This window comes from Methylocystis silviterrae, assembly GCF_013350005.1.
Lineage (GTDB): Bacteria > Pseudomonadota > Alphaproteobacteria > Rhizobiales > Beijerinckiaceae > Methylocystis > Methylocystis silviterrae.
The window spans coordinates 59,186-84,025 of the sequence record NZ_JABVWW010000008.1; the positions used below are offsets into that span (position 1 = coordinate 59,186).

Sequence of the window (24,840 nt, forward strand, 5' to 3'; positions counted from 1 at the left end):
CGATGTTTGCTGACGTCGCCACGCGCGCCTACGATCCTGCACAGCGCAAGCCCGCAGATGGCGCTACGGCGGCCGATCTCGCGAGCCGGATGCCAAGGCTCGTGGCGCGCGCTCATGAGATCGCGGCGAGCCTCGCCTATGGCGTTCATGGCCGCAAGCGCGCGGGCGTCGGCGAGACATTTTGGCAATACCGGCCATTTGCATCGGGCGAATCGGCGCATCGCATCGACTGGCGCCGCTCCGCGCGCGGCGATCAGCTCTATGTCCGCGAGCGTGAATGGGAGGCCGCGCACGACTATTTCCTCTGGATGGATTGTTCTCCCTCGATGGCGTTCGGCTCGTCTCTCGCTTCCGACGACAAGCTGTCCCGCGGCGTGACCCTGGGGCTCGCGCTCGCCGACGTGCTCGTTCGCGGCGGCGAGCGGGCGGCGGCGCTGGGGCTGACCGCGCCGATCTCGGCGCGCGACGTAATCGACCGGCTGGCGCGTGCTCTCGCGGACAACGCAACGGAGGCGGCGCGCGACGAGCTTCCGCCGCAGGCGCCGATCCGCCCCCGCGCCCGCGTCATTCTGATTTCCGACTTCCTCATCGATCCGGACGCGCTTGCTGCGCGCCTGCGGCGTTTCGCCGACAGCGGCGCCTCCGGCGCGGTCTTGATGGTGACCGATCCCAGCGAAGAAACCTTGCCGTTTTCTGGCGAAACCACTTTTCTCGACACCGACGGCGGCCCCGCCTTCTACGCTGGCGACGCGCGCAGTCTGCGCGCCGCCTATGCGCGGCGGTTCCAGGCGCATCGCGACGCCGTGCGCCGGGCGGCGCAACGCGTCGGCTTCATCTTCCTGCAGCATCGCACCGACAGGCCAGCCTCCGAAGCGGCGCTGGCGCTCGCCATGGGATTGCTCGGAGCGGATGGCGCAAGCTTTGAGGAGCGGCGCTGATGTTTTCTTTCGCCGCGCCGCTCGCGCTGTTTGGTCTCATCGGCCTGCCGATGATCTATTGGCTGCTGCGGGTCACGCCGCCGCGTCCGCGCGAGATCGTCTTTCCGCCGACGAAAATTCTGCGCGAGCTCAAGCCCGATGAAGAGACGCCGGCAAAAACCCCATGGTGGCTGATGGCGCTCCGGCTAGCGCTCGCCGCGGCGTTGATCTTTGCGATGGCGGGACCGGTCTGGGCGCCGAGCGGCGGCGTCGCGTCATCCGCGCCGACGCTCGTCATCCTCGACGACGGTTGGACGGCCGCGCCGACATGGGAACGACGCCTTGCTGGCGCCGCATCAATCATCGAGTCCGCCGCGCGCGCCGGCGGTCCGGTCGCGGTCGCACTCGCATCCGAGACTGCGGCGCCCGTTCCAGGCGACGGGCCGCGCGCGATGGAGAAATTGCGCTCGGCGCGACCCAAGCCATTTCTGCCGGACCGCAAGGCGATCGGCGAACAGGCTGCCGCCTTCGCCCGCGCCCATAGGGCGGCGCGCATCGTGTGGATCAGCGATGGCGTCGCGCAGGGCGATGCGGCAGGCTTCGTGCGCGCGCTGAAAGAGTCGGGCGCAGCCGGAGTCGAGATTTACGTCGAAGACCATGCGCCGCGCGCGCTCGCCGCGCCGACAAATGATGCGGCCGCGCTGAGCGTCGATGTGCTGCGCATCGGCGACGACGCGTCGGCGGTCGTCGACGCGCTCGACGCGAAAGGTCGGACGGTCGGCCGAACTACGGTGGATTTTGGCGGCGCGCCGCGCGTTCGGGCGAAAATCGAACTGCCGGTCGAACTTCGCAACGACGTTAGTCATCTGCGCATCGAAGGGGAAAATTCCGCCGGCGCCGTCGCGCTTCTCGACGCGCGCTCGAAAGTGAAGCGCGTGGCGCTGATCGGCGGCGGCGCCGCCGATGAGGCGCAGCCGCTGCTCTCGCCGCTCTACTACCTCGAAAAAGCGCTTGCGCCCTTCGCCCAAATCCGCACCGCGCGTCCCGGCGTTGTGGATCCCGTGCAGGCGCTGCTCGCGGAACAGCCCAATATCATGGGGCTCGCCGATGTCGGGCTCGCGCCCGGCGAGACTTTCGAGGCGTTGTCGCGCTTCGTCGAAGAAGGCGGGACGCTCGTTCGTTTCTCTGGGCCGCGTCTCGCCAACGCCGACGATGGTCTGCTGCCCGTGCGCCTGCGCCGGAACGGCCGCGTGCTCGGCGGCGCCATGTCCTGGGAGGAACCAAAGGCGCTCGCCGAGTTTGACGCCACGAGCCCCTTCTTCGGCCTGCCGGCTTCGAAGGACGTCACTGTGCAACGGCAGGTGCTCGCCGAGCCAGATCCGGGACTTGCCGACAAGACCTGGGCCCGCCTGTCCGACGGCACGCCGCTCGTGACGGCGGAACGGCGCGGTAAGGGGCTGATCGTGCTGTTTCACGTCAACGCCGACGCCAATTGGTCGAATCTGCCGATCTCGGGGCTTTTCGTTGAGATGCTGAAACGGATCAGCGCCATGGCTGGAGAGTCGGCGCCTTCGAGCAGCGAACGGTCCGGTACGATCGCCGATCCGTCGGCTTTGGCGCCGATGCGCCTTCTCGACGGGTTTGGCGCGCTCGGCGCGCCCGGCCTTTTCGCGCAAAGCATTCCGCCCGGCTTTGATGGGCCTGCAAGCGCCGAACATCCGCCCGGGCTGTATGGCTCGGGGGAGGCTTTCGTCGCGGTGCAGACCTTGCGCCCGACGGACGAGATCAGCGCTTTCGATTTCGCCGGCGCCGGACTGAACGCAAGCATGCTGCGCGCCGGCGGCCAGCTCGAGTTGCGCGGACCGCTGCTCGTCTTCGCGCTCGCCGCCTTTATCGCCGATGCGCTGATCGCTCTGGCGCTTGCCGGAAAGCTGCGCCTGCGGCCCCTCGGCGCCGCGACCGCCGCGCTTCTGGGGCTCTTTTGCGTAGCGGCGACGCTTGATGAAACACGGGCGGAGACGGCGCCGAAATCCGCCGCCACCCAGCGCGACAAGGACGCCGCGCTGACGGCGCGGCTCGCCTATGTGATCTCGGGCGACGCCCGCGTCGACGAAATCTCGCGGCTGGGCCTCGAGGCGCTCACCCAGGCGCTGAATGCGCGCACCTCTTTCTCGCCGGGAGATCCGGTCGGCGTCGATCCGGCGAAGGACGAACTCGCCTTTTATCCCTTGCTCTACTGGCCGATCGTCGCGAGCGCTCCGCAGCCGCCCGCGAAGACGGTGGCGAAAGTCACCGCCTATATGAAGCAGGGCGGCACAATCATCTTCGACACGCGCGATGCTCTGTCTCAACACGTCGGCGGCGCGCCGACTCCAGAGGCGCAATGGCTGCGCGATCTGACGAAAGGCCTGGACATTCCGCCGCTGGAAGTGACGCCGCGCGATCACGTCATCACCAAGACCTTCTATTTGCTCGACGGATTCGTCGGCCGTTACGCCAATGGCGAGACCTGGGTCGAGGCGCTGCCGCCGGAGCCGAAAGATCAGGCCGCGCGTCCGGTGCGCGCAACGGACAGCGTCTCCGCGATCGTCATCACCTCGAACGACCTCGCGAGCGCCTGGGCGCATGACAAACGCGGCCAGCCGCTGTTTCCGTTGACGCCGGGCGGCGCGCGCCAGCGCGAATTCGCGCTCCGCGGCGGCATCAATCTGGTGATGTATACGCTGACCGGGAATTATAAGTCCGATCAGGTGCATGTGCGCGACTTGCTGGAAAGGCTGGGCCAGTGAGCGACCTCACGCTCGCCTTTTCGCCGCTCGTTCCCTGGTCGGCGTTGATCCTTCTTGGCGTGCTGGGCGCCGGCGCGCTGGCGCTGATGGCGGCCAAACGTCAGCGTGGCGCGCCGCTCCGGGCGTTCGCTTTCGCCTTGCTGATTGCGGCGCTCGCCGACCCGTCGCTCGTGCGCGAAAAACGCGATCCGCAAAAGAGCGTCGTCGCGGTGGTTGTCGACAAGAGCGACAGCCAGAATTTCGGCGCGAGAAACGCGCAAACGGAAGAGGCGCGCAAGGCGCTCGACTCGGCGCTCGCAAAATTCGGCGACGTCGAGACGCGCACGATCACGGTCGCCAACGATGCTTCGGGCAATGACGGCACCAAGCTCTTCGGCGCGCTCGCCGAAGTTTTGAAAGACGTTCCGTCGGAGCGCGTCGGCGGGGCTATTCTTCTGACCGACGGCGTCGTTCACGATATTCCCGCCAAGGCGGAAGCGCTCGGCTTCAAGGCGCCCGTTCAAGCGCTCGTAACCGGACATCACGGCGAGCGCGACCGCCGCATCGAACTCGTCGAGGCGCCGCGCTTTGGCATCGTCGGCAAGGATCAGATCATCCGCGCCCGCGTCGTCGATCTTGGCGGCGACGGCGCCCGCATCCCGATTTCAGTGCGTCGCGACGGCGAAGCGCTGCCGACCTTCAGCCCTGTGCCGGGCGACATCGTCAGCATTCCGGTGCGCATCGAACATGGCGGACAAAATGTCGTCGAACTCGAAATTCCGTCCGCGCCCGGCGAGCTGACGCCGCTCGACAATAAGGCCGTGCTGTCGATCGAAGGCGTGCGCGACCGGCTCAAGGTGTTGCTTGTGTCGGGCGAGCCGCATCCCGGCGAGCGAAACTGGCGCAATCTCTTGCGCGCCGACGCCAATGTCGAACTGGTGCATTTCACCATTTTGCGGCCGCCGGAGAAGCTCGACATCACGCCGGCGAGCGAATTGTCGCTGATCGCCTTTCCGACCGCCGATCTCTTCGGGAAGAAAATCAACGAATTCGATCTCATCATCTTCGATCGCTATTCGAGCCAGACGACGCTGCCCTCGATCTATTTCGAGAACATCGCCAATTACGTCGAGAATGGCGGCGCCTTTCTCGCGGCTGTCGGCCCGGATTACGCGACGCTGCGCGGACTCTATTATTCTCCGCTCGAAAACATCCTGCCGGCGCGCCCGGACGGCGCGCTCATTGAACAGGCGTTTCGCGCCCGCATCAGCAAGGACGGCGAGAAGCATCCGGTGACGCGTGGTCTCGCCGGCGCCAAATCCGAGCCGCCGAATTGGGGCGAATGGTTCAGGCAGGTCGACGCCAATGTGGTGAAGGGCGACTCGATCATGTCCGGCGTGCGCGACAAGCCGCTGCTGGTGCTCTCGCACGAAGGAAAGGGCAGGGTGGCGCTGCTGCTCTCTGACCAGATTTGGCTCTGGGCGCGCGGCTATGAAGGCGGCGGCCCGCATGTCGATCTGACGCGCCGCCTGGCGCATTGGCTGATGAAGGAGCCGGATCTCGAAGAGGAGGCGCTGCGCGCTTCCGCGCATGGCCGCGAGGTCAGCGTCGAGCGCCAGACAATGAAGGAGCGACCGGCGCCGGTGATGGCGACGGCGCCGTCGGGCGCGCGCGACGAAATCGCGGTCGCGCAGAGCGAGCCGGGACTGTGGCGTACGCGTTTCGACGCCAAGGAAATGGGCCTGTGGCGCTTCGAGAGCGAAGGCCTCACCGCGCTTGTGAATGTCGGTCCGCCCAATCCGCGCGAGTTCCGCGAAGTGGCCTCGACGACGGAGAAACTGCAACCGCTCATGGAAGCGACCGGCGGAACGGCGCGGCGTTTATCGAACGGCGGCGCCGACACGGTCTCGATGCCACGCGTCGTCGAATTGCGCGACGCAAACCGCTATGGCGGCTCGGACTGGATCGGGATCAGACAGACCGGCGCCTCGACGCTCGTCGGCGTCGAAATCGCGCCGCTTGGTTTGGGTCTATGGGCGATGCTGGCGCTGGTCGGCGCTGTGGTGGCGGCCTGGGGCTGGGAGGGAAGAAGGTAAGTGCCCTCATTGCCGTGTTTTGGCGCTGAGCAAACCGATCGGCGGTAGACGCAAATGCGGCATCGTATCCGGCGATTCGGTCGGCCTCGCGTTTAACGCGACCGTTAAAGGGGAGGCGCGGAGTTCGCCTTTTTGCTGCTAATCTCCATCATCTCGGAGATTCGCCTTGCCCACCTACCGCTCAATTGGCCTCATGTCCGGCACGTCCATGGACGGCGTCGACGTCGCGTTGATCGAAACCGATGGCGACGCCACCGTCGTCTTCGGACCGACGGGTCACTACCCCTATAGCGACGCCGACCGCGCGCTGCTGCGCAACGCGCTCGCGGAAGCCGCGACGCTCGAAGATCGAGACGCGCGGCCCGGCGTTCTCGCCTTCGCCGAGCGCATGGTGACCGACCGCCACGCCGAGGCGGTCGAGGCGCTGTTGCGGGACAATGAGATCGACCCGGCGAGCGTCAATATCGTCGGTTTTCATGGCCAGACGGTGCTGCACCGTCCCAAGCAAAGACTCACGATCCAGATCGGCGACGGGCCGGCGCTCGCATCGCGCCTCGGCATCGACGTCGCTTATGATTTTCGCGCCGCCGACATCGCCGCCGGCGGCGAGGGCGCGCCGATCGTGCCGGTGTTCCATCGCGCGCTGGTCCTCGCCGGCGGCATGAAGGGCGAGGTGGCGCTGCTCAATATCGGCGGCGTCGCCAACGTCACTTATGTCGCGGACGGCGAGGAGCCGATCGCCTGCGACACGGGACCCGGCAATGCGCTCATCGACGATCTGATGCTTCAGCGCACCGGCGCGCCGATCGACCGGCACGGCCATATGGCGGCGCGCGGCCGCGTCAATGAAGCGACGCTGCTCAAGATGCTGGCGCATCCGTTCTTCGATCAGCCGCCGCCGAAATCGCTCGACCGCAACGCCTTCGCGCTCGATGCGGTCGCCAAGCTCTCGACCGAGGACGCCGCCGCGACGCTGACCGCCTTTACGGCGTCTTCTGTGCTACGCCTTTTTCCGCATCTGCCGACCCAGCCGCAGCTGCTGATCGTCTGCGGCGGCGGCGCGCGCAATCCGATCCTGGTGCGCGAACTCGTCATGCGCCTGCCGTGCAAGGTGACGACGGCCAACGCGGTTGGATGGTCGGCGGATTCGATGGAGGCGCAGGCCTTCGCCTATCTCGCCGCGCGCCTGCTGGAAGGGCTGCCGATCACCTTCCCGACGACGACCGGCGCGCCCGAAGCCATGTGCGGCGGCGTGCTGGCGCGAGCGGGCGCGTAAGCGCCATAGATCGCAGTGTCATTCCCGGAAGGCCGAAGGCCTGACCGGAAATCCAGGGCAGATACAGTAATGCTCTCTATGCTCTGGATTCCCGATCGCGCTTCGCGCGTCGGGAATGACAATGAAGCGTCAGTCGCCCCGCGCGGGAATGGCGATCCTCGGCGGATTGCCAAGACGCCTGTCGAGATAGGCGTCGACATGCGCGATCAGCGGCTCGATCCTGTTTTCGAAGAAATGGTTCGCGCCCTCGACCACGGCATGTTCGATGAGAATGCCCTTTTGCGTCTTGAGCTTCTCGATCAGCCCGGTCACTTCCTTGAGCGGCGCGACGCGGTCCTGGTCGCCGTGGATGAAGAGGCCCGAGGAGGGGCAGGGCGCCAGGAAGGAGAAGTCGAAACGGTTTGCCGGCGGCGCGATCGAGATAAACCCTTCGATCTCAGGGCGGCGCATCAGCAGCTGCATGCCGATCCAGGAGCCGAAGGAGACGCCCGCGATCCAGCAGGCGCGCGCTTCCGGATTGACCGCCTGCGCCCAGTCGAGCGCAGCCGCCGCATCGGAAAGCTCGCCCGAGCCGTGGTCGAAAGAGCCCTGCGAACGGCCGACGCCGCGGAAATTGAAGCGCAGCACGGAAAAACCACGCTCCGCGAAGGCGTAGTAAAGGTGATAAACGATCTGATTGTTCATCGTGCCGCCGAACTGCGGATGCGGATGCAGAATGATCGCGATCGGCGCGCCGCGCGTGGCGGACTGATGGAACCGGCCCTCGAGCCTGCCGGCCGGACCGGTGAAAATAACCTCGGGCATTCGGAATCCCTTGCGAAACGGGCAGGCGCGCCTTCTACCACGCGGGCCACTGTAAAATGCAAGGAAATTCGGCGGCCCCCGGGCCGCGGCGAAATTTCGCCGCTCCGACCCAAGGAATTCCCGATCACACCCGTCAATAGTCTCGGGATCGAATAGCGGGGGCGACTTGCCGGGCGAAGACACCGATGGCGAACTGGCGCGACGGGCGGCCGCCGGCGACGCCGCCGCGTTCGCCGTGCTGGCCGAGCGGCATTACGACCGCGTGTATGCGCTCGCCTGGCGCTGGTGCGGCGCGCGCGCAGAGGCGCAGGACATCGCCCAGGACGCAATGGTGAAGATGGCGACGGCGATGAGCGCCTTTCGCAATGACTGCGCCTTTACGACCTGGGCCTATCGCATCGCCTATACGACCGCGGTCGATCACATCCGGGCGCGGCAGAAAATTGTGGCGCTGGAACCGGCGCGAATGTCGGCGCTCGTGGACGGCGCCGACGGCGAGACCCCAGAGGATGAGATGATGGGGCAGGACCTTTGGCGCGTGGTGCGCGCCCTGCCGGAGCAGCAACGCGACGCCGTGCTGCTCGTTTATGCGCAGGACCTTTCGCATGGCGAGGCGGCGGCGCTCATGGGTTGTTCGGAGAAGACCGTGTCGTGGCATCTGCATGAGGCGCGCAAGCGTCTGAAGCACCGTTTGGAGCCCGCGCGATGATCGAGCCGGATCTTACGCGCCTCAAAGACGCGCCCGTCCCGCCGCCCGATGGCGAGGCGAAGCGCATAGCGCTCGGCGCGGCGATGGCCGCTTTTGAGAAAGGCGCGGCCGAGGCCCAAGGATCGGCCGCGCCGCAACGTCTCAGTCACGCATCCTCTCTCACGGAAGGGAAAAGAAAGATGCGTCAGACGTTCTATTTCAACCGCGCGCTCGCGGCCTCGATCGCCGTGCTGATGATCGGCGCGCCCGCCGCCTTCATGCTTTCGCGCAACTCTGCGCCGGGCGGTGGGAGCATATCCAATCTCTCGGGCGGCCCCATCTCGCCGCCGGCCGAGATCGCCGTAGCGCCGCGCATGGAGGCGCCGGCAGCGGTTCAACCGGCGCCCGTCGCGCGAGAAGAGAGAGCGAAAACGGTGGGCGCGCTTGGCGGCCGAGCCGATGGCGTCGCCGCGCCGCCTCCGCGCCTCGCCGGTTCGGTCCGAAAGGACGCCGAGCAGCGGCTGTCGGGATCTATTCGGCCCGCGAAACCGGTCGCCGCGATGGGCGCGGAAGGCGTCCGGCCGCCGATGTCGGTTGATACGAATGTCGCGCCGGAACGCGAGTTTCGCGACAGGTTCGAGTCAAAGGAGACGAACCCCGTCAAGTCAGCGGCGACGGAGCCCGTCTCGACCTTCTCGATCGACGTCGATGCCGCCTCTTACGCCTTCGCGCGCCGCGCGCTCAACGCCGGGCGCCTGCCGCCGAAAGATTCGGTGCGGATCGAGGAGTTCGTCAATTACTTTCCCTACGATTATCCGAAGCCGGAAAGCGCGCAGACGCCATTCAAGCCGACGATCACGGTGACGCCCAGCCCGTGGAGCGCCGGCAATCGCCTGGTGCATGTGGCGATACAGGGCTATGCGCTGCAAAGCGCCGAGCGCCCGCGCGCCAATCTCGTTTTTCTGATCGACGTTTCGGGCTCGATGTCGCCGCAGGATCGGCTGCCGCTCGTCAAGAACGCGCTCCGAATGCTCGTCGACGAATTGAAGCCTGAAGATACGGTCGCGGTCGTCACCTACGCTTCGGGTTCCGGCGTCGCGCTGGAGCCGACGAAACTCGCCGACAAGGCCAAAATTCTGGCAGCGATCGACGCGCTCGGCGCGGGCGGCTCGACCGCCGGCGCGCAAGGCATTCAGGACGCCTACCGCCTGGCCGAAAGCAATTTTGACAGGTCGGCGGTCAATCGCGTGATCCTCGCCACCGACGGCGATTTCAATGTCGGCGTCACCGACCAGAGCGAATTGAAAGGGCTGATCGAACGGAAGCGCGAGAAGGGCGTTTTCCTGTCGATACTCGGCGTCGGCCAAGGCAATTACAACGACGCGCTGATGCAATCGCTGGCGCAGAACGGCAATGGCGCGGCGGTCTATGTCGATACTCTAAACGAAGCGCGCAAAGCGCTCGTCGAGGAAGCGTCGTCGACGCTCTTTCCTATCGCCAAGGACGTTAAAATCCAGGTGGAGTGGAATCCGGCCCGCGTCTCCGAATATCGCCTGATCGGTTATGAAACCCGCGCGCTGCGCCGCGAGGATTTCAACAATGACAAGGTGGACGCAGGCGATGTCGGCTCCGGTCACCGCGTCACCGCGATTTACGAGATCACGCCGGTGGGATCGGAGAAGAAACTGGTCGACGATTTGCGTTACGGCAAGAACGCACCGGCGGCGGCGCAGGCGCGTGGGGAAAGCGAGCTCGGCTTCCTCAAGCTGCGCTACAAGCTGCCGAAGGAGGACGCCTCACGGCTCATCATGCAGCCGATCTCCGAATCGCCAAGCATTGAAAGTATCGCGCGCGCGCCGCAGGACGTGCGCTTCTCCATCGCCGTCGCGGCCTTCGCGCAACTGCTGAAAGGCGCGCCCTATCTTAGCGATTACAGCTATGACGATGTGATCGCGCTGGCGCAGAGCGCCAAGGGCGACGATCCGTTCGGCTACCGCGCGGAGTTCGTCAATCTGGCGCGGCTGGCGAAGTCGGCGCGGCCGTAAGCGGCGCGCAACCCTTTTCGTGAGGAGCGACGCAGGCGCGAAAACGCGCCTGCGCCGCCGCGCTCTGCTAGAATGGCGGCAACCGAAACCGAGGCCCATGTCCGCACGCGTCTATCTCGACCACAACGCAACATCGCCGCTGCGCCCGCAGGCGCGCGCGGCGATGTTCGACGCGCTGGAGACGCTCGGCAATCCTTCCTCCGTCCATGCCGAGGGCAGGGCGGCCAAGGCGCTGCTCGAAGACGCGCGCGCCGCGATCGCGCAAGCGATTGGCGCGGAGCGCCGGGGCGTCGTCTTCACCAGTGGCGCGACCGAGGCGGCAAATCTCGCGCTTTCGCCGGCGCTTCGCCGAGAGGGCGACGAAGCGCCAATAGAAGTCTTGCTGATCGGCGCCGGCGAACACCATTGCGTCCTGCAAGGGCGCCGCTTTCCGCCCGACGCGGTGGAAACCCTTCCGCTGACCTGCGAAGGCGTCATCTCCCTCGCCGCTCTGGAACACGCGCTGGCGCGGCGCTCCGGCGGCCGCGTGATGCTCGCGCTGCAGGCCGTCAACAATGAAACTGGCGTCATCCAGCCGGTCGCCGAGGCGGCGGCGTTGATCCATGCGGCGAACGGCGTCCTTGTCTGCGACGCCGTGCAATCCGTCGGCCGGTTGAAGACGACATTCGCGACGACCGGCGCGGATATAATGTTCTTTTCCTCACATAAGCTGGGCGGCCCCATGGGCGTCGGCGCGCTCGCCTTTCGCGACGAAAGCCTGCATCTGGAGGCGCCGGTGCTGCGCGGCGGCGGTCAGGAATTCGGACGCCGCGCGGGCACCGAGAATGTCGCCGGAATCGCCGGCTTTGCAGCGGCGCTGACGGCGGCGACCGCGGATTTGGCGGTAGAGGCGTCTCGACTCGCTGATTTGCGCGACGCGCTGGAGCGATGCGTCTTGAAAGTCGCGCCCGACGCCCGATTCTACGGATCACGGGCGCCGCGCGCGCCAAACGCCAGCGCTTTCTCAATCCCTGGCCTTGCCCCACGCATAATGCTGATGGCGCTTGACCTTGAGAATGTCGCGCTTTCAGCAGGCTCAGCCTGTTCATCAGGCAAAATGACGGAATCGCACGTGCTTGCGGCGATGGGCGCGGCTGAAAGGGAGGCGCTGAGGGCCAGTTTCGGTTGGTCTTCGACGCAAGAGGATGTAGAAGAGTTTGGAAAGGTTCTTGCACGTGTCGTGGATCGCATGAGGTCCCGGCATTCCGCCGCCTAGTCGACGCCAAAAGGTGCTAGGCTGAGGCGGAACGATCGGCCGGCGGGCCTTGAACCCGTCGTGACGAGGAGAAAGACAGATGGCGGCTCGTCAGGAGACCGTTGCGCGCGTCGAATCCATCGACGTCGACGCCTATAAGTACGGGTTTTCGACCGATATCGAATCGGAAAAGGCCCCCAAGGGCCTGAATGAAGACATCGTTCGTTTCATCTCGGCCAAAAAGAACGAGCCGGAGTGGCTCACCGATTGGCGCCTCGAGGCCTACCGGCGCTGGCTGACGATGCCTGAGCCGCGCTGGGCGCGCGTACACTATCCGCGCATCGACTTCCAGGACCTCTATTACTACTCGGCCCCAAAATCCACGCCGGGCCCGAAGTCGCTCGACGAGGTCGATCCCGAGCTGCTGCGCACTTACGAGAAGCTCGGCATTCCGCTGCGCGAGCAAGAGATTCTCGCCGGCGTCGAAACGCGCCGCGTCGCCGTCGACGCGGTTTTCGACAGCGTGTCGGTGGCGACGACTTTCAAGGCGGAACTGGCCAAAGCCGGCGTGATCTTCTGCCCGATTTCCGAGGCGGTGCATACGCACCCGGAGCTGGTGCGGAAATATCTCGGCTCTGTCGTGCCGGTGACCGACAATTTCTACGCGACGCTGAACAGCGCGGTCTTCTCCGACGGCTCCTTCGTCTATGTGCCGAAGGGCGTGCGCTGCCCGATGGAGCTTTCGACCTACTTCCGCATCAATGAGCAGAATACGGGACAGTTCGAGCGCACGCTGATCATCGCCGACGAAGGCTCCTATGTGAGCTACCTCGAAGGCTGCACGGCGCCCAAGCGCGACGAAAACCAGCTTCATGCGGCGGTCGTGGAGCTCGTCGCCCTCGACGACGCCGAAATCAAATATTCGACGGTGCAGAACTGGTATCCCGGCGACAGCGAGGGCAGGGGCGGAATTTACAATTTCGTCACCAAGCGCGGCGATTGCCGCGGGCGCAACTCGCATATCTCCTGGACGCAGGTCGAGACGGGCTCGGCGATCACCTGGAAATATCCGTCATGCATCCTGCGCGGCGATGGCTCGCAAGGCGAGTTCTATTCGATCGCGGTGTCGAACGGCTATCAGCAGGTCGACAGCGGCACCAAGATGCTGCATCTCGGCAAGAACACCAAAAGCCGCATCATCTCCAAGGGCATTTCCGCCGGACGTTCGCAGAACACCTATCGCGGTCAGGTTTCCGCACATCGTAAGGCCGATGGCGCGCGCAATTTTACGCAGTGCGACAGTCTGCTGATCGGGCCCAACTGCGGAGCGCATACGGTTCCCTATATCGAGTCGAAAAATCCGAGCGCGCAGTTCGAGCATGAAGCGACGACATCTAAGATTTCCGAGGACCAGCTGTTCTACGCCATGCAGCGCGGGCTTTCGGCGGAAGAGGCGACGGCGCTGATCGTCAACGGCTTCGTGCGCGACGTGCTGCAGCAACTGCCGATGGAGTTCGCGGTCGAGGCGCAAAAGCTGATTTCGATTTCGCTCGAAGGGAGCGTGGGGTGATGCGCACGTTACACATTTCTCTTCCAGAGGAATTGGAGTCCGAGCTTGCTGCTGCGGTCGATTCCGGCGAGTTCGAGTCCGAGAATGACGCCATTCGCGCCGCAGTTGCACAATGGCGCACCGAGCGCCTTGTGGAGCGGACAGACCTTGAGGAATTGCGCCGGCTTTGGCGCGAAGGAGTCGAAAGCGGCTCCGGGCGCTTCGGCGCGATCGATGAAATCAAAGCCGAGGCGCGCCGGCGTCATTCACAGAGCTAATTCTTCATGCGCATCGCTCGAACGGCGCGCGCTGAAGAGGATCTAATCGAGATCTGGTCTTATATCGCAAAAGAGAATGAGACCGCGGCGGATCGGACGTTGGATGCGCTGGAAAGGAAAACGAGATTGTTGGGCTTACATCCGCACATCGGACGAGAGCGACCGGACATCGGGAAAAGTGTGAGAAGCGCGATAAGCGGCGCCTATCTCATCCTGTACCAGTTGCTCGAGGACCGCCTGGAAGTGGTTCGCTATGTGCATATGAGGCGACGGCTCGAGGGGCTGAATTGATGCTCGAAATCAAGGATCTTCACGTCTCCGTCGGCGAGCGGGAAATCCTCAAAGGCCTTACGCTTAGCGTCAAGGCCGGAGAAGTCGCGGCCATCATGGGTCCCAACGGCACTGGCAAATCGACGCTCTCCTACGTCATCGCCGGGCGCGAAGGCTATGAGGCGACGACGGGCGACGTGCGGCTCAACGGAGAGAACATTCTCGACCTCGACCCGTCGGAGCGCGCCGCCAAGGGCGTCTTTCTCGCCTTTCAGTATCCCGTCGAAATTCCCGGCGTCGCGACGATGACCTTTTTGAAGGCCGCGCTCAACGCGCAGCGGCGAGCCCGCGGCGAGCCGGAATTGCAGACGCCGGAGTTCATGAAGCGCGTCAAGGAGGCCGCGGCGTCGCTCGGCATCGCGCAGGACATGCTGCGCCGGCCGCTGAACGCCGGTTTTTCGGGCGGCGAGAAAAAGCGGATGGAAATCTTGCAGATGGCGCTTCTGCAGCCGCGTCTCGCTATTCTAGATGAGACCGATTCAGGGCTCGACATCGACGCGCTGCGCGTCGTCGCGGACGGCGTCAACGCGCTGCGCTCGCCCGAGCGCGCCTTCATCGTCATTACCCATTATCAGCGACTGCTTGAATATATCAGGCCAGATTCGGTGCATGTGATGGCGCAGGGGCGCATCATGCGGTCGGGCGGTCCGGAACTTGCTCTGGAGCTGGAAGAGCGCGGCTATCAGGATTACATCGCGCAAGAGGCGGCATAGGCGATGATCAAGCTGGCGAGCGAAGCGGAAGCGACGCTTTCCTCCTTTTACGAAGAGATGCGCGACAAGGGCGCGCCGCGTCTGCGCGCGGCCGGCTGGGCGGCGTTCTCCGAGTCTGGCGTGCCAAACAGGCGCGTGGAGTCATGGCATTACACGGACCTGAAAACGGCGATGGGCCGGCCGGCGCCGCTCGCCACCGCGTCTCGCGCCGCATTGTCGCTGCCGCGCGCGCATGATTCTCTGCGGCTCGTCACGCTCGATGGCGTTTTCCGGCCCGATCTCTCGGATGCCGCGCGGCTTCCTGATGGCGTCGTCGTCCAATCGCTGCGCGACGCGCTGGGGCAGGGAGAGCCGCACGTCCTGTCAGCGCTCGCCAGCGCCGATATTGGCGCGCAGGACCCGATCCTCGCGCTCAATGCGGCGCTGATGCAGGACGGCGTCGTCATTCAGATCGCGTCGGGCGCTGCAATCGACCGCGCGATCGAACTCGCGACATTAGCGTCCGCGGAAGCCGCGCAGTCGACCTATACGCGGGCGCTCGTCATGCTTGGCGCGGGCGCTCGAGCGACAGTGATCGAGACTCTTGGAGCGCTGTCGTTGGCGCCGGCGCAGGACAATAGCGCGCTCGTGCTTCGATTGGCGCCGGGCGCACGCCTCGACCTCGTCACCCATCTCTCGGGCGGCGTCGATCAGGCGATCCGCGTCGCGTCGCTGCTCACGCATCTCGATGCGGGGGCCATGATCAATTCCTTCGCGCTGATCGAGGGCGAAGGGTTGAATCGAAGGCAGATCTTCGCGCGCCTCGACGGCGAGAAAGCGAAGGCGGTCTTTAACGGCGCGACCTTGGGACGCGGCCGCTTGCACGCCGACACGACCCTCATCATCGATCATGCAATGCCATGCGGCGAAAGCCGGGAAGTTTTTCGCAATATCCTCGATGACCAAAGCGTCGGCGTGTTTCAGGGCAAGGTCATCGTCCGCCCGGGCGCGCAAAAGACGGACGGCGTCATGCAGTCGAAGGCGCTTCTGCTCTCCGAGCAGGCGGCGATGAACAACAAGCCGGAACTCGAAATCTTCGCCGACGACGTGCAATGTGGCCACGGCGCGACGTGCGGCAGGCTCGACAAGGATCAGTTGTTCTATCTCACCGCGCGCGGACTGCCGCGCCGCGAGGCCGAAGCCTTGCTCATCGAGGGCTTCGCCAATGAGGCGATGGACGCAATCGAGGATGAGCAGTTGAAGGCGTTTCTCAGCGATCGCGTCAGCGCGTGGCTTTCTAGAAGGATCAGCCGATGAACGAGATTACGCGCATTCAGACGGCTTATGACATCGAAGCGGTTCGGGCGGATTTCCCGATTCTTTCCGAGCGTCCCTATGGGAAGCCGCTTGCCTATCTCGACAACGCCGCCTCGGCGCAAAAGCCGCGCGCCGTGATTGATCGGCTGACGCAGTTCTACGAGCATGAATACGCCAATGTGCATCGCGGGCTGCATTATCTCGCCAACGCCGCGACCGAAGGCTATGAGGGCGCGCGTGAGACCGTGCGCCGCTTTCTCAACGCCGAATCGACGGACGAGATCATTTTCACCCGCGGCGCGACCGAAGCCTTGAATCTGGTGGCGGCTTCCTTCGGCCAGGCGCATATCGGCGAAGGCGACGAGATTATTCTGTCGATGATGGAGCACCACTCCAACATCGTTCCCTGGCATTTTCTGCGCGAGCGCAAGGGCGCCGTGTTGAAATGGCTCGAGGTTGACGACGACGGCCGCTTCGAGCTGGAGGCGTTCGAGAAGCTGTTCACCAAGCGCACCAAGATCGTAGCGCTCACGCATATGTCGAATGTTCTCGGCGCGCCGACCCCGATCGCCGAGGTCGCGCGCATTGCTCACGCGCATGGCGTGCCGCTGGTCGTCGACGGCTCGCAGGGCGCTGTGCATCTCGATGTCGATGTGCGTGCGCTCGACGTCGACTTTTATGTGGTGACCGGGCACAAACTTTATGCCCCGACCGGCATCGGCGCGCTTTATGGCAAGCGTAAGTGGCTGGAGACGTTGCCACCGTTCTGCGGCGGCGGCGAGATGATCGAAACGGTGACGCTCGAGGGCGTCACCTATAACGCCCCGCCGCACCGTTTCGAAGCGGGCACGCCGCCCATCGCGCAGGCGGTCGGGCTCGGCGCGGGGCTCGATTATATGGAGCGCATCGGTCGGGACGCGATCCGCGAATATGAAGCAGGGCTGACCGCTTATGCGCACCAGAGGCTGTCGCAGATCGAGGGGCTGAGAATTTATGGGCGGGCGCCGGATAAGGGGCCGATCCTGTCCTTCGACATGGCTGCGGCGCATGCGCACGACATCGCCACGGTGATCGATCGTTCCGGCATAGCCGTGCGCGCCGGGACGCATTGCGCCATGCCGCTTCTTTCGCGTTTGGGCGTCACCTCGACCTGTCGCGCATCCTTCGCGCTCTACAACACGCGCGAGGAGATCGACCGGCTGGCGGAAGCGCTCGAAAAGGCCCGCTCTCTTTTCGCCTGAGGAGAATTTCGTGTTCATGAACGATGCTCCCAATACGAGCGAAACCCAACGCTCCGCGACGCCGGATCGGACGTCTCAGGCCATTGAAAATGAGCGGCTGACGAACGACATCGTTAAGGCGCTCAAAACCGTCTACGATCCTGAAATTCCCGCCGATATTTATGAGCTTGGCCTCATTTACCGCGTCGACATCGCCGAGGAAGGCTTCGTGGAGATCGACATGACGCTGACTGCGCCGGGCTGCCCGGTCGCCGGCGAAATGCCGGTGTGGGTCAAAAATGCGGTGAGCGCTGTGCCTGGCGTCAGCGAGGTGAAGGTGAACATGGTATTCGATCCGCCTTGGGATCAAAGTCGCATGTCGGACGAAGCGCGCGTCGCGCTCGACATGTGGTGAGCGGACACGCTCCAAAGGAATGGTTTTGCGATGACTTCCATGCAGAAGATGAGCGTGATGAACGTCAGCCCCGCCGCGGCGGAGCGGGTCCGCGGCCTGCTTGCGACCGGCGCGGAAGGGAAGGGGCTGCGCGTCTCCGTGGAGAAGGGCGGCTGCGCCGGCATGTCCTACAAGATGGAGATCGCCGAACCGAAGCGGGGCGACGAGGTCATCGACGTCGAGGGCGGTCGCGTGATCGTCGACGCCGCGGCGGTGCTCTACCTGCTCGGCACGACAATGGACGTGAAAACGACGCAGTTCGCCTCGACCTTCGTGTTCGAAAACCCCAATCAGACGTCGGCCTGCGGCTGCGGCGAGAGCGTCGAGTTGAAGCCGGCCGACCCGGAAAAGGTCGGCGCCGCGTCGCAGATTGGGAGTTCCTGATCTTGTCGAGGCCGCCATGGACCGCGCGCGTATCGAGGAGCTTTTCGCGCCCTTTGCCGCTGTGTCGGTCAAGCGCATGTTTGGCGGCCACGGCGTTTACGTCGATGGCCTCTTCTTCGCCATTGAAGCCGGCGGCGAAATCTACCTGAAAGCCGATCGGCAGAGCGCCGCGCAATTTCAAGAGGCGGGCTCCCGGCCTTTCGTCTACCAAGGCAAGGACCGACCGATCACGATCTCCTATTGGAGCCTCCCTGACCAGGCGTTCGAGGATGCCGACGAACTGGTTCGGTGGGCCAAGTCAGCGGTTGAAGCCGCGCTCCGGGCAGGCCCGAAAAGGGAGATTCCGGCCGCGGGGAGGCGCAAGGCGTCATATTCTACCGAAAAAGACTGCTAACAAGCCAATAAGCGTTTGAAATTCATTGATCTTCTTAAGGCGCTCGTGCTGGCGTCGCGCGCTCGAATCGCCTATAGACATGTGAACTCGACGCTATCCTTGAACTGGCGCTCACTTGGCCGACGACGACTCCAAGAAAAACGATTCCGACAAGCCCGGCTCTGACATAAGGCCGGTTTCGATCGCCGACGAGATGAAGCGCAGCTATCTCGATTACGCGATGAGCGTGATCGTGTCGCGGGCGCTGCCGGACGTGCGTGACGGCCTGAAGCCCGTGCATCGGCGCATTCTGTTCTCAATGCACGAGAACGGCCATACGCCCGATAAGTCATATGTGAAGTCGGCGCGCATCGTCGGCGACGTGATGGGTAAATACCATCCGCACGGCGACGCGGCGATCTACGACGCGCTTGTGCGCATGGCGCAGCCCTTTTCGATGCGGCTGCCGCTCATCGACGGGCAGGGCAATTTCGGATCGGTCGACAACGATCCGCCGGCGGCGATGCGCTACACCGAGTCCCGGCTCGCAAAGCCAGCGCTCGCGCTGCTCGAAGATCTTGACGAAGGCACCGTCGACTTCCAGGCCAATTACGACGGCAAGGAGCACGAGCCGACGGTTCTGCCGGCGCGTTTTCCCAATCTGCTGGTCAACGGCGCCGGCGGCATCGCCGTCGGCATGGCGACAAACATTCCGCCGCATAATCTCGGCGAGGTCATCGACGCCTGCATCGCCATGATCGATCGGCCCGACATCACCATCGCTGAGCTGATGGACATCGTGCCCGGACCGGACTTTCCGACTGCGGCGAGCATTCTCGGGCGTGGCGGCATTCGCAACGCCTTCACGACCGGCCGCGGTTCGATCATTATGCGCGCCAAGTCAGAGATCGAGACTCTGCGCAAGGATCGCGAGGCGATCATCTTCACCGAAATTCCCTATCAGGTGAACAAGGCGACGCTGATCGAGCGCATCGCCGATCTGGTGCGGGAGAAGAAGATCGAGGGCGTCGCCGATCTGCGCGATGAGTCCGATCGCGACGGCATGCGCATCGTCGTCGAACTGAAGCGCGACGCCGTCGCCGACGTCGTTCTCAACCAGCTTTGGCGTCATACGACGCTGCAGACAAGCTTTCCCGTCAATATGATCGCGTTGAACGGCGGCCGCCCGGAGCTGATGACGCTCCATGACGTGCTGCGCGCCTTCGTCGATTTCCGCGAGACGGTCGTCACCCGCCGCACCAAATTCCGCCTCAACAAGGCGCGCGACAGCGCCCATCTGCAGGTCGGCCTCGCCATCGCGGTGGCGAATATCGACGAGGTCATCCGCCTCATCCGCACTTCGCCCGACGCCACCGCGGCGCGCGAAGCGCTGATGGGACGCGACTGGCCGGCCAAGGACATGGCGCCCCTCGTCGAGTTGATCGCCGACCCGCGGCACAGGCTCAGCGATGATGGAGCCATCCGGCTTTCGGAGGCGCAGGCGCGCGCCATCCTCGAATTGCGTCTGCAACGGCTCACGGCGCTCGGACGCGAGGAAATCTCCGAAGCCCTGAACAAACTCGCCGTCGAGATCGCCGATTACCTCGACATTCTGCGCTCGCGCGAACGCCTGTTCGGCATCGTCAAGGACGAACTCCTGGCGGTGAAGGAAGCCCACGCCACGCCGCGCCGCACTCAAATCCTTGAGTCCGACGGCGAGGTTGAGGACGAGGACCTGATCGCGCGCGAAGACATGGTCGTCACCGTCTCGCACGCCGGCTATATCAAGCGTGTGCCGCTCTCGACCTATCGCGCGCAAAGGCGCGGCGGCAAAGGCCGCTCCGGCATGCAGACGAAGGAGGAGGATTTCGTCCATCGTCTGTTCGTCGCCAATACGCATACGCCGGTGCTGTTCTTTTCCTCGCTCGGCAAGGCCTATAAGGAAAAAGTCTGGAGATTGCCGCTCTCGGCGCCGCAGGCGCGCGGCAAGGCGCTCGTCAATCTGCTGCCGCTCGAACAAAACGAGCGCATCACCTCGATCATGCCGCTACCTGAAGATGAGGGGAGCTGGGCGACGCTCGACGTCATTTTCGCGACGACGCGCGGCACGGTGAGGCGCAATAAACTCTCAGATTTCATCGACGTTCGCCGCAACGGCCTCATCGCCATGAAGCTCGATGACGGCGAAGCCATTGTCGACGTCGCGACCGCGACCGAGCGCGACGACGTGCTGCTGACCACACGCGATGGCCAATGCATCCGCTTCGCGGTGCCGGAGGTCCGCGTCTTCCAGGGCCGCACCTCGATGGGCGTGCGCGGCGTGGCGCTGGGGCGCGACGATCGGGTGATCTCGCTGTCCATCCTCAATCATTTCGACGCCGCCGGCGAAGAACGCGCCGCCTATCTGAAACGCGCCAACGCGCTGCGCCGGCGCATGGGCGAAGATGTTTCGCCCGAGGCGGGGACCGAGGCCGATGAGGCGGCGATCGCCGTGGAGCTGTCGGATACGCGCTTTTACGAGATGCAGGCGGCCGAGCAGATCATTCTGACCGTGTCCGAGAACGGTTACGGAAAGCGTACGAGCTCTTACGAATATCGTACGACAGGTCGCGGCGGCAAAGGCATCGTCGCAATGGCGGTGAACGCCAGAAACGGCAAGCTCGTCGCCTCCTTCCCCGTCGGCCATGGCGACGAAATCATGCTGGTGACGGACGGCGGCCAGCTGATCCGCTGCTCCGTCGACGGCATCCGCATCGCCGGGCGCGGCGCTCAGGGCGTGATTGTCTTCGACACGGCCGAAGACGAGCGCGTCGTTTCCGTCGAGCATATCGGCGACGTCGGCGAAGGCGAGGACGCCGAAGCCTAATCTGGACGCTCAACGATAGGGTAGGCGCATGAGCGAGGGCGGCGACGACGCAGACGGCCCCGTGCTGGTCACCGGCGCGCCGCGTCGCATCGGCCTCGCCATCGCCGAGCGCTTCGCGCGCGGGGGGAGGCCCCTCGTGCTGCACGCCTCTCCGCGTTCGGCCGAGGAGGCGGAGCTTGCCGCGCACGCGATCCGGCGACGCGGCGGGCGCGCGGCGACGGCGATCGCCGATCTTGCCGACGCGGAGTCGACGCAGCGCCTCATTGAGCAGGCCAGCGATGCCTTCGGACCGCTGCGGCTCCTCGTCAACAACGCCTCGATTTTTGAAATCGACGCGGCGCAGGACTTTTCGCTCGAGCTTTATGAGCGGCAGATGCAGGTCAATCTGCGCGCGCCGCTGCTGCTATCGCGCGATTTTGCGGCGGCGCTGCCGGCAAGCGACGATGGCGCCATCGTCAACATCCTCGATCAGCGCGTTTGGCGTCTAACGCCGCGCTATTTCTCCTACACGCTGTCGAAATCGGCGCTGTGGGCGGCGACGCGCACCATGGCGCAGGCCTTCGCGCCGCGCATTCGCGTCAATGCCGTCGGGCCGGGGCCGGTCTTTGCAAATGCCGTCCTCGGCGAGCGGGAGTTCGAGATGGAAGCCCGCGGCGTGCCGCTGCAGCGGGCCGCCGACGTCTCCGGCGTCGTCGACGCCGTCGTTTACCTCAGCCAGGCGAAAAGCGTGACGGGGCAGATGATCGCCGTCGACAGCGGCCAGCATCTGGGCTGGCGCACGCCGGACGTCGGTCCCGAATAGGCCAGGGCTGGCGGGCGAGCGCTTCCCGATCACATGGAATCATGTGATCGATAGGAAACGCTCAAAATCAAAATGCTGGAGCAGGTTCTCATCGAAAAAGTCTGTCAACTTTTTCGGAACCTGCTCTAGTCAGCGCTCGGAAGGCGGCGCATCGTGAACTCGATCCGCCCATCCTCCAGCTCGCGCCAGAACTCGATCTCGGTCATATAGGCGGCCTTGGGGAAGCGCTCGAACAACTCGCGCGCCTTCGCCCGCGCCTCGAGGCGCTCCAGCGAGAAGGTCTCACGCCGCCAGCCATTTGTGTGACCGCTCCGCTTCTCGGCGAAGCGCCGCGCAAGATCCTTCGGCGCGCTTTTGGTTACGCTCATACTCATGCTCCGAGCGATCAATTTAGCGCATCGGAGGCGGGAAGGGGAGTCGCAGATCCGCAATGACCTATTCAGTCGGCTTCCCGCCCGCGGCGACATGCGGCGCAAGGCTCTTGATTCTTGGTTCACTTCCCGGCCAGCGCTCGCTGGAGCGCCAGCAGTATTACGCGCAGCCGCGCAACGCGTTTTGGACGCTGATGGGCAGCCTGTTTGGCTTCGATGCGGGCGCTTGTTACGTTGATCGCCTCCAGAGCCTGAATGTGCGCGGCGTCGCCCTCTGGGACGTCTGCGCAAGCGCTCATCGGCCTGGCAGCCTCGACCAGCGGATCGAACTCTCGACTGTGCGAGCCAATGATTTTGAGCGCTTTTTCGAGATGCATCCGGATATCACGCTGATTTGCTTCAATGGCGCTAAAGCGGCCAGCCTGTATCAACGGCTGGTTCTGCCCAAGCTGTCAGTTCGCGCTGCGGCGATTGCTTCACGCCGACTACCCTCGACAAGTCCCGCGCATGCAACGCTGACATTCGCCCAAAAGCAGGAAAAATGGCGATCCGCACTCGCCCCATTTCTCGAATAACTTTGGGGCGCTTCCCCGCGCCCCCAAACCGCGCTAGACCCGAGCCATGCCTGAACGTCCCCCTTACATGATCTCGACGGCCATTCCCTATGCGAATGGCGCGCCGCATATCGGCCACGCCTATGAGCGTATCGCCACCGACGCCTTCGCCCGATGGAAGAGGCTTGACGGCTATGATGTGCTGTTTGTCACCGGCATGGACGAGCACGGGCAGAAGATGCAGCGCACGGCCGAGAAGGAAGGGCTGACGCCGGGGGCGCTCGCCGACCGCACGGCCGCGCAATTCGCTCGGATGGGCGAGGCGCTCAATGCCCGCGCCGACGACATCGTGCGCACGACGCAGGCGCGCCACAAAGAGACCGTGATCGAAATGTGGCGGCGGATGGAGGCGAACGGCGACCTCTATCTCTCCAAATACGCGGGCTGGTATTCGGTGCGCGACGAGGCCTATTACGACGAGGACGAACTCACCGAGCGGGACGGCAAGAAATTTGCGCCCACGGGCACGCCGGTCGAGTGGGTGGAGGAGGAGAGCTGGTTCTTCAAATTGTCGGCCTATGCCGAAAAATTGCTCGCGCATTACGCGGCGCATCCGCATTTCATCACGCCCGAACACTATAAGAACGAGATCGTCGCCTTCGTGAAGCGCGGGCTTACGGACCTCTCGGTGTCGCGCACGACATTCGACTGGGGCATCGAGATTCCGCCGAGCGCGCAGACCGCCGCGAAGCATGTGATGTATGTCTGGGTCGATGCGCTTACGAATTACATAACAGCTACGGGATATCTTACGGAAGACGGAAAAAAGGCGCATTTCTGGCCCGCCGACGCGCATGTCATCGGCAAGGACATCACCCGCTTTCACGCCATCTACTGGCCGGCGTTCCTGATGTCCGCAGGCGCGCCTTTACCCAAGCAGGTCGTCGTGCACGGCTTCCTGTTTTCCAAAGGCGAGAAGATGTCGAAGTCGGTCGGCAATGTTGTCGATCCCATCGATTTGGCCGAGCGCTATGGCGTCGACCAGCTGCGTTATTTCTTCCTGCGCGAGATTCCTTTTGGCCAGGACGGCAACTATTCGCACGAGGCGATCGTCAACCGCATCAACGCCGATCTCGCCAATGACCTCGGCAATCTCGCGCAGCGCTCGCTGTCGATGATCGCCAAGAATTGTATGGGCGCCGTACCACGTAAACATGCCCTTACGGACGCCGACAGAGACATTCTCGCGCAAGCGGCCGACGTCCTGGCGAAAGCCCGCGCCGCCATGGAGGATTACGCGCCGCACCACGCGCTGGCGGAAATTTTCCGCATCGTCGCCGAGGCCAATCGCTATTTCGCCGGTGAAGAGCCCTGGGCGAAGAAGAAGAGCGACCCTGCGCGGATGGAGACGATTCTTTACGTCACCGCCGAAACGCTGCGCCGGCTTGCGATTCCCCTGCAGCCGTTTATGCCCGAGTCCGCCGGCAAGCTTCTCGATCTCCTCGACGTCGGTCCGGACGAGCGGGACTTCGCGCACGCTGACGCGGCGAACGCCCTGCAGGAGGGCGCGCCGCTGCCGCCGCCGACGCCGGTGTTTCCGAGGTTTCTGGAGGAGGAGGCGACTTAGTCCCGCTCAAGCGGGACGGGAGAACCGATCGCCGGCTTCGACGATCGACCTTGACGCGGGCCGCCGCTTGTGGTCGCCATGCGCTGACCATAATCAGCCGTTTCAAATGGCGGCGGCGTGCAGATGACCTACGTCTTTGCGGGCTTGTCGGCCAAAGCGCGGGCGTGCAAGTATGAACGTCCGGGCTCCTTGTAA

The 24,840-nt window shown here is 64.4% G+C and carries 22 protein-coding genes; 19 read left to right on the plus strand and 3 right to left on the minus strand.

The genetic code is table 11. The features are described 5' to 3' along the window. Nucleotides 1-2: 2 nt before the first annotated feature. The 4 genes from HUN39_RS11025 to HUN39_RS11040 all read left to right on the plus strand — a co-directional run bounded on the left by HUN39_RS11025 (nucleotide 3) and on the right by HUN39_RS11040 (nucleotide 7,057). A complete protein-coding gene (locus HUN39_RS11025) occupies nucleotides 3-938 on the plus strand; it encodes a DUF58 domain-containing protein (RefSeq protein WP_175094617.1) in 936 nt (311 codons plus the stop codon). Then, entirely contained in the window at nucleotides 938-3,706 is a 2,769-nt protein-coding gene (locus HUN39_RS11030; RefSeq protein WP_175094561.1) for a DUF4159 domain-containing protein, read from the plus strand. The genes HUN39_RS11025 and HUN39_RS11030 overlap by 1 nt, the downstream gene beginning before the upstream one ends. Beyond that, entirely contained in the window at nucleotides 3,703-5,781 is a 2,079-nt protein-coding gene (locus HUN39_RS11035; protein WP_175094562.1) for a hypothetical protein, read from the plus strand. The genes HUN39_RS11030 and HUN39_RS11035 overlap by 4 nt, the downstream gene beginning before the upstream one ends. A 193-nt stretch (nucleotides 5,782-5,974) precedes the next feature. Then, on the plus strand, nucleotides 5,975-7,057 hold the full coding sequence (locus HUN39_RS11040; RefSeq protein ID WP_232366047.1) for an anhydro-N-acetylmuramic acid kinase: 1,083 nt from the start codon (nucleotides 5,975-5,977) through the stop codon (nucleotides 7,055-7,057). Between the two features lie 129 nt (nucleotides 7,058-7,186). On the opposite strand, the gene HUN39_RS11045 is transcribed toward HUN39_RS11040, so the two are convergent. After that, the gene (locus HUN39_RS11045) at nucleotides 7,187-7,861 is read right to left on the minus strand and encodes an alpha/beta hydrolase (RefSeq protein ID WP_175094564.1); all 675 of its coding nucleotides are present in this window, start codon (nucleotides 7,859-7,861) and stop codon (nucleotides 7,187-7,189) included. A 166-nt stretch (nucleotides 7,862-8,027) separates the two neighbouring features. On the opposite strand from HUN39_RS11045, the gene HUN39_RS11050 reads away from it, so the two are divergent. The 4 genes from HUN39_RS11050 to sufB all read left to right on the plus strand — a co-directional run bounded on the left by HUN39_RS11050 (nucleotide 8,028) and on the right by sufB (nucleotide 13,398). Further along, nucleotides 8,028-8,570 (plus strand): RNA polymerase sigma factor, encoded by a 543-nt coding sequence (locus HUN39_RS11050; protein WP_175094565.1) that lies wholly within the window; start codon nucleotides 8,028-8,030, stop codon nucleotides 8,568-8,570. After that, the gene (locus HUN39_RS11055) at nucleotides 8,567-10,594 is read left to right on the plus strand and encodes a vWA domain-containing protein (RefSeq protein WP_175094566.1); all 2,028 of its coding nucleotides are present in this window, start codon (nucleotides 8,567-8,569) and stop codon (nucleotides 10,592-10,594) included. Before HUN39_RS11050 ends, HUN39_RS11055 begins: the two co-directional genes overlap by 4 nt. A 97-nt stretch (nucleotides 10,595-10,691) precedes the next feature. Continuing rightward, complete coding sequence (locus tag HUN39_RS11060) at nucleotides 10,692-11,849, plus strand: cysteine desulfurase family protein (protein WP_175094567.1); 1,158 nt, start codon at nucleotides 10,692-10,694, stop codon at nucleotides 11,847-11,849. 79 nt (nucleotides 11,850-11,928) lie between these two features. Then, nucleotides 11,929-13,398, plus strand: a complete 1,470-nt coding sequence (gene sufB / locus HUN39_RS11065; protein WP_175094568.1) for a Fe-S cluster assembly protein SufB — start codon at nucleotides 11,929-11,931, stop codon at nucleotides 13,396-13,398. A gap of 8 nt (nucleotides 13,399-13,406) precedes the next feature. Here the strand turns inward: sufB and HUN39_RS11070 are convergent, their stop codons facing one another. After that, entirely contained in the window at nucleotides 13,407-13,643 is a 237-nt protein-coding gene (locus HUN39_RS11070; protein ID WP_175094569.1) for a hypothetical protein, read from the minus strand. A gap of 18 nt (nucleotides 13,644-13,661) precedes the next feature. On the opposite strand from HUN39_RS11070, the gene HUN39_RS11075 reads away from it, so the two are divergent. From HUN39_RS11075 to HUN39_RS11115, 9 genes are all read left to right on the plus strand, one after another. Continuing rightward, nucleotides 13,662-13,946: a type II toxin-antitoxin system RelE/ParE family toxin gene (locus HUN39_RS11075; RefSeq protein WP_175094570.1), complete on the plus strand. Its 285-nt coding sequence runs from the start codon at nucleotides 13,662-13,664 to the stop codon at nucleotides 13,944-13,946. Beyond that, nucleotides 13,946-14,698 (plus strand): Fe-S cluster assembly ATPase SufC, encoded by a 753-nt coding sequence (gene sufC / locus HUN39_RS11080; protein ID WP_175094571.1) that lies wholly within the window; start codon nucleotides 13,946-13,948, stop codon nucleotides 14,696-14,698. Before HUN39_RS11075 ends, sufC begins: the two co-directional genes overlap by 1 nt. Before the next feature lie 3 nt (nucleotides 14,699-14,701). Next, nucleotides 14,702-15,994: a SufB/SufD family protein gene (locus HUN39_RS11085; RefSeq protein WP_175094572.1), complete on the plus strand. Its 1,293-nt coding sequence runs from the start codon at nucleotides 14,702-14,704 to the stop codon at nucleotides 15,992-15,994. Further along, nucleotides 15,991-17,235, plus strand: a complete 1,245-nt coding sequence (locus HUN39_RS11090; protein WP_175094573.1) for a cysteine desulfurase — start codon at nucleotides 15,991-15,993, stop codon at nucleotides 17,233-17,235. The genes HUN39_RS11085 and HUN39_RS11090 overlap by 4 nt, the downstream gene beginning before the upstream one ends. 16 nt (nucleotides 17,236-17,251) lie before the next feature. Beyond that, nucleotides 17,252-17,629 carry an SUF system Fe-S cluster assembly protein gene (locus HUN39_RS11095; protein WP_175094574.1) on the plus strand — a complete coding sequence of 126 codons (378 nt, stop codon included), beginning with the start codon at nucleotides 17,252-17,254 and terminating at the stop codon, nucleotides 17,627-17,629. Nucleotides 17,630-17,659: 30 nt separating this feature from the next. Beyond that, entirely contained in the window at nucleotides 17,660-18,052 is a 393-nt protein-coding gene (locus HUN39_RS11100; protein WP_175094575.1) for a HesB/IscA family protein, read from the plus strand. A 16-nt stretch (nucleotides 18,053-18,068) separates the two neighbouring features. After that, nucleotides 18,069-18,446: a TfoX/Sxy family protein gene (locus HUN39_RS11105; protein ID WP_175094576.1), complete on the plus strand. Its 378-nt coding sequence runs from the start codon at nucleotides 18,069-18,071 to the stop codon at nucleotides 18,444-18,446. 115 nt (nucleotides 18,447-18,561) lie between these two features. Beyond that, complete coding sequence (gene gyrA / locus HUN39_RS11110) at nucleotides 18,562-21,291, plus strand: DNA gyrase subunit A (protein ID WP_175094577.1); 2,730 nt, start codon at nucleotides 18,562-18,564, stop codon at nucleotides 21,289-21,291. Nucleotides 21,292-21,319: 28 nt separating this feature from the next. Next, nucleotides 21,320-22,093, plus strand: a complete 774-nt coding sequence (locus HUN39_RS11115; protein ID WP_175094578.1) for an SDR family oxidoreductase — start codon at nucleotides 21,320-21,322, stop codon at nucleotides 22,091-22,093. A gap of 125 nt (nucleotides 22,094-22,218) precedes the next feature. Here the strand turns inward: HUN39_RS11115 and HUN39_RS11120 are convergent, their stop codons facing one another. Next, a complete protein-coding gene (locus HUN39_RS11120; RefSeq protein ID WP_175094579.1) occupies nucleotides 22,219-22,461 on the minus strand; it encodes a hypothetical protein in 243 nt (80 codons plus the stop codon). A 62-nt stretch (nucleotides 22,462-22,523) separates the two neighbouring features. Here HUN39_RS11120 and HUN39_RS11125 point away from each other — a divergent pair, with 62 nt between their 5' ends. Beyond that, nucleotides 22,524-23,039 (plus strand): DNA-deoxyinosine glycosylase, encoded by a 516-nt coding sequence (locus HUN39_RS11125; protein ID WP_175094580.1) that lies wholly within the window; start codon nucleotides 22,524-22,526, stop codon nucleotides 23,037-23,039. A 46-nt stretch (nucleotides 23,040-23,085) separates the two neighbouring features. Beyond that, complete coding sequence (gene metG, locus HUN39_RS11130; protein ID WP_332310751.1) at nucleotides 23,086-24,645, plus strand: methionine--tRNA ligase; 1,560 nt, start codon at nucleotides 23,086-23,088, stop codon at nucleotides 24,643-24,645. Nucleotides 24,646-24,840 lie beyond the last annotated feature (195 nt).

Excerpts from the sequence above, each read along its gene's own strand:
- HUN39_RS11025 (WP_175094617.1), top strand. The coding sequence starts at position 3 with ATGTTTGCTGACGTCGCCACGCGCGCCTACGATCCTGCACAGCGCAAG.
- HUN39_RS11030 (WP_175094561.1), top strand. The coding sequence starts at position 938 with ATGTTTTCTTTCGCCGCGCCGCTCGCGCTGTTTGGTCTCATCGGCCTG.
- HUN39_RS11040 (WP_232366047.1), top strand. The coding sequence starts at position 5,975 with ATGTCCGGCACGTCCATGGACGGCGTCGACGTCGCGTTGATCGAAACC.
- HUN39_RS11045 (WP_175094564.1), bottom strand. The coding sequence starts at position 7,861 with ATGCCCGAGGTTATTTTCACCGGTCCGGCCGGCAGGCTCGAGGGCCGG.
- HUN39_RS11055 (WP_175094566.1), top strand. The coding sequence starts at position 8,567 with ATGATCGAGCCGGATCTTACGCGCCTCAAAGACGCGCCCGTCCCGCCG.
- HUN39_RS11060 (WP_175094567.1), top strand. The coding sequence starts at position 10,692 with ATGTCCGCACGCGTCTATCTCGACCACAACGCAACATCGCCGCTGCGC.
- sufB (WP_175094568.1), top strand. The coding sequence starts at position 11,929 with ATGGCGGCTCGTCAGGAGACCGTTGCGCGCGTCGAATCCATCGACGTC.
- HUN39_RS11070 (WP_175094569.1), bottom strand. The coding sequence starts at position 13,643 with ATGACGCCGGCGCGCCTCGGCTTTGATTTCATCGATCGCGCCGAAGCG.
- HUN39_RS11075 (WP_175094570.1), top strand. The coding sequence starts at position 13,662 with ATGCGCATCGCTCGAACGGCGCGCGCTGAAGAGGATCTAATCGAGATC.
- sufC (WP_175094571.1), top strand. The coding sequence starts at position 13,946 with ATGCTCGAAATCAAGGATCTTCACGTCTCCGTCGGCGAGCGGGAAATC.
- HUN39_RS11085 (WP_175094572.1), top strand. The coding sequence starts at position 14,702 with ATGATCAAGCTGGCGAGCGAAGCGGAAGCGACGCTTTCCTCCTTTTAC.
- HUN39_RS11090 (WP_175094573.1), top strand. The coding sequence starts at position 15,991 with ATGAACGAGATTACGCGCATTCAGACGGCTTATGACATCGAAGCGGTT.
- HUN39_RS11095 (WP_175094574.1), top strand. The coding sequence starts at position 17,252 with ATGAACGATGCTCCCAATACGAGCGAAACCCAACGCTCCGCGACGCCG.
- HUN39_RS11100 (WP_175094575.1), top strand. The coding sequence starts at position 17,660 with ATGACTTCCATGCAGAAGATGAGCGTGATGAACGTCAGCCCCGCCGCG.
- HUN39_RS11105 (WP_175094576.1), top strand. The coding sequence starts at position 18,069 with ATGGACCGCGCGCGTATCGAGGAGCTTTTCGCGCCCTTTGCCGCTGTG.
- HUN39_RS11115 (WP_175094578.1), top strand. The coding sequence starts at position 21,320 with ATGAGCGAGGGCGGCGACGACGCAGACGGCCCCGTGCTGGTCACCGGC.
- HUN39_RS11120 (WP_175094579.1), bottom strand. The coding sequence starts at position 22,461 with ATGAGCGTAACCAAAAGCGCGCCGAAGGATCTTGCGCGGCGCTTCGCC.
- HUN39_RS11125 (WP_175094580.1), top strand. The coding sequence starts at position 22,524 with ATGACCTATTCAGTCGGCTTCCCGCCCGCGGCGACATGCGGCGCAAGG.
- metG (WP_332310751.1), top strand. The coding sequence starts at position 23,086 with ATGCCTGAACGTCCCCCTTACATGATCTCGACGGCCATTCCCTATGCG.